Here is a 3,300-nt window from a genome sequence, read left to right as displayed (position 1 = left end):
TGAGGCGGCGTATCGAGCGCCAGATCATGGGCGTGACCGGCATGGCCTTGGGCGATATCGATTATGAACACCCACCGGGCGACCCTGGCCTTTTCGGGCCGCAGAGCGTGTGCTGGCGCGTGCACAGCGATTTCACCTCGATGCTGTGCGGCGGCATCAGCTCGCTGATGTTGCAGATGTTGCATCCGCTGGCGCTGGCTGGCGTGTGGGATCATTCCAACTTTCGCGACGACATGCTCGGCCGATTGCGTCGCACCAGCCAGTTCATCGCCGCGACCACCTTCGCCTCCACGGCGGATGCCGAGCGGCTCATCGACCGGGTACGGCGCATTCACGACGAGGTGGCGGGCACTACGCCTGACGGGCAGCCCTATACCGCCAACGATCCGGATTTGCTGACGTGGGTGCATGTTGCCGAGGTCAGTCGCTTTCTTGCCGCACATCTGCGCTATCGCAACCCTGACCTGAGCGTCGCCGACCAAGACCGTTACTATGCCGAAGTGGCGCGTATCGCCGAGGCGCTGGGCGCACGCGACGTGCCGCGTACGCGCGGTGATACCGATGCTTATCTCGAAGCGATGCGTCCGCAGTTGTGCTTCGATGCGCGCACCGCCGAGGTCTTTAGACTGCTGATCGGGGCGCCGGCCCCACACCCGTTGGCGCGGCCGCTGGTGGCGCTGACGATGCGCGCCGGCGTCGACTTGCTACCGTTTTGGGCGGCCGAGATGGCCCACCGCGACATGCCGCGCTGGCAGCGTCACACGGTGCGGGCGGGTGTGCATCGGCTGGTGCCGATACTGCGCTGGTCGATGCGCAATGGTGCCTCGCAACGTGCACGACGACGCGTCGCCGGGACTACGACGACGGCGGCTGGGTCACCGACGGCGCATGACCGTACTTGAGCTCGAACTGCTCGGTCATCTCCTGACAGCGCTCCTCGGTTGTGTGGCGTTGGCGATCGGTCATCTCCGGCGCCGCCATCGATTGCCAGCATTGCGCGATACCACGTTCCTCGCCGGCTTCGTCTTCCGGAGTCGCGCCCTGGCTGATGAAGTAAATGATGATGGCGTATACCGCCACGATGAAGGCGATGGCGCCGACGATCAGGCCCAGGCAGCCAAACTTGCTGGCACGGCGCGGTGTCTTTTCGCGCCAGGATGAAGCGTCTTTCACGGCGAGCTCTTTCGTCGATTGAATGCGTCCCGGAGTATAACAAAGCGGCGCTCGGTAGCAGGGCGACGCAATGTCGCGTTCTAGGGTAACATCTGACGAGGTGCGCTCTGCTTGGGTCGCCAAGACGCGGTTGCTATCATGCGCCCATGAACGCTACGCCGCTCCCGCCGCGCCCCGCGTCCCTCGACGATCCGCTTTATTATCTGCACAACTTCCGCAGCGCCTTGCGCTGGCTCGAGGCGTGCTACGTGGATCTGTTCGATGACGCCGAGCGCGATTTCCTCGCCCACTTTGAAAGCTTGCCCGAGCCCGCGCAGGCGCTGTGGGTGCGCATGGTCATGCGCAAGGGCGATACCTTCCGTGACGATCGGCTCGACTACGCGGAAATCGGGACGCCGGCTTCGGCCGTGGCGCCGTTGATCGAACGCGGATGGGTGGAAGACGATCCGCCACTGTCGCTGGCGGCATTATGGCCTTTGCTGACCAAGGCCGAGATCGGTCGTCACCTGAACGGGCTGTTGCGCGATCACGGCCTCACCCGTGGCGCGCGCAAGGCGGACATGCTCGAGGTGCTCGCCGAGGCCGACCTTGGTGAGCACCCGCTGACCGCATGGTGTCCCGAGATTCCTCTCAACGTGGTGCGCATGACGCGAATGGCACTATGCGAGCGGCTGCGCTTGATGTTCTTCGGCAACCTGCATCAGGACTGGAGCGAGTTCGTGCTCGCCGACCTTGGCGTCCGCCGCTTCGAGCATGTGCCGCTGAGTTCGGCCTCGCGGGCCTTTCAGTGCCGCGAGGACATCTACACCTACGCACACCTGCATGCCTGTCGCGAGCGACTGGAGGCCGGCGAACCCATCGCCGCCATACTCGATGACGTGCCGCCGGCGAATGCCAATCCATGGCTGGAGAATCGGCGCGGCAAGCTGCTGTTCCTGTTGGCGCGGGCGCGTGAGCGCGAAGGTGAGTTGGCGGCGGCGGAAGGTCTCTACGCGAAGAGCGTTCATCCCGGTGCCCGCGGGCGTCGCCTGCGTATGCTGGAACGTCAGGACTGCCACGCCGAGGCCCTGGCATTGGCCAACGACTTTGCGGCGGCGCCGGAAAGCGAGGCCGAACGTCAACAACTGGACCGCCTTTTGCCGCGTCTGCATCGCCGTCTGGCACTCGCGCCGCCGTCCGTGACCGAGGAGCCAATGCCGGCGCGCCTGGAGGTGACGCTACCGCGCACGGCGTCGGTGGAACGCGCCGTGGCGGAGCATCTGTCGTGCGCGTCGATGCCGGTCTACTATGTCGAGAATACGCTGATCAATGCGCTGTTCGGCTTGCTGTGCTGGGATGCGGTGTTCGCGCCGCTTGCCGGGGCCTTCTTTCATCCATTCCAGCGTGCCCCAGCGGACCTGTTGCGTCCCGAGTTCGCGTCGCGTCGCGAGACGCTCTTCGCCCGCTGTCTGGCGCGTCTCGAGGTGTCCGAGGGCGAGCATGGCTATCGCGCCGTGATCCGCCGTACTTACCACGACAAGCATGGGCTCGAATCCGCTTTCGTGCAGTGGGACGCGCTCGATGACACGCTACTGGATATGGCGCTGGCGTGTCTGCCGGCGGCACATCTGCGGTTGTGGTTCGAGCGTCTGCTGCGCGATGTGCGTGCCAATCGTGCGGGAATGCCGGATCTGATCCAGTTCCGCCCCGAGCAGGGCGAGTACCGGATGATCGAGGTCAAGGGGCCGGGCGATCGCCTGCAGGACAATCAACGCCGGTGGCTGGCGTTTTGCGCACGTCACGACATGCCCCTCGATGTCTGCCACGTGACGTGGGCGTCATGAGCGAAGCAGTGGACTATACGGTGGCGGTGCGCACCCTGTGCGATTTCACCGCCAAGCGCGGCGATCTCGACTTGCGTTTCACGCCATCGCCCAGCGCTGAAGAAGGCATCGAGGGGCATGCCTGGGTCGCCTCGCGTCGCGCCTCCCATTACGAGTTCGAAGTCGCCTTGAACGGTGTCTATTGGAGCGCGGCCGGGTACGGGCTGCGCGTGCGTGGGCGCGCCGACGGTTTCGACCCGCGACGCGGACGTCTGGAAGAGATCAAGACCCATCGCGGCGACCTGACACGCCAGCCAGACAACCA

The 3,300-nt window shown here is 65.1% G+C and carries 3 protein-coding genes and 1 pseudogene; 3 read left to right on the top strand and 1 reads right to left on the bottom strand.

The genetic code is table 11. From position 1 onward, the window contains the following. A partial coding sequence (locus tag OP495_RS16840) for an oxygenase MpaB family protein (protein ID WP_280570891.1) occupies positions 1-902 on the top strand: 902 nt, incomplete at its 5' end. On the opposite strand, the gene OP495_RS16835 is transcribed toward OP495_RS16840, so the two are convergent. Continuing rightward, the gene (locus OP495_RS16835; RefSeq protein WP_280561419.1) at positions 856-1,173 is read right to left on the bottom strand and encodes a hypothetical protein; all 318 of its coding nucleotides are present in this window, start codon (positions 1,171-1,173) and stop codon (positions 856-858) included. The two genes, OP495_RS16840 and OP495_RS16835, sit on opposite strands and share 47 nt — an antisense overlap. A 146-nt stretch (positions 1,174-1,319) precedes the next feature. Here OP495_RS16835 and OP495_RS16830 point away from each other — a divergent pair, with 146 nt between their 5' ends. Both OP495_RS16830 and OP495_RS16825 read left to right on the top strand, forming a co-directional pair. Then, positions 1,320-2,996, top strand: coding sequence for a VRR-NUC domain-containing protein (locus OP495_RS16830; RefSeq protein WP_280570889.1), 1,677 nt, complete (start codon positions 1,320-1,322; stop codon positions 2,994-2,996). Further along, positions 2,993-3,300 (top strand): annotated as a pseudogene (locus tag OP495_RS16825) (ATP-dependent DNA helicase); the annotation flags it as partial. The gene OP495_RS16830 and the pseudogene OP495_RS16825, both read left to right, overlap by 4 nt.

It is taken from the genome of Chromohalobacter sp. 296-RDG (assembly GCF_029889885.1).
Lineage (GTDB): Bacteria > Pseudomonadota > Gammaproteobacteria > Pseudomonadales > Halomonadaceae > Chromohalobacter.
Note: the sequence above shows the minus strand (reverse complement) of the source record. Positions and strands in the feature narration are given on the sequence as shown.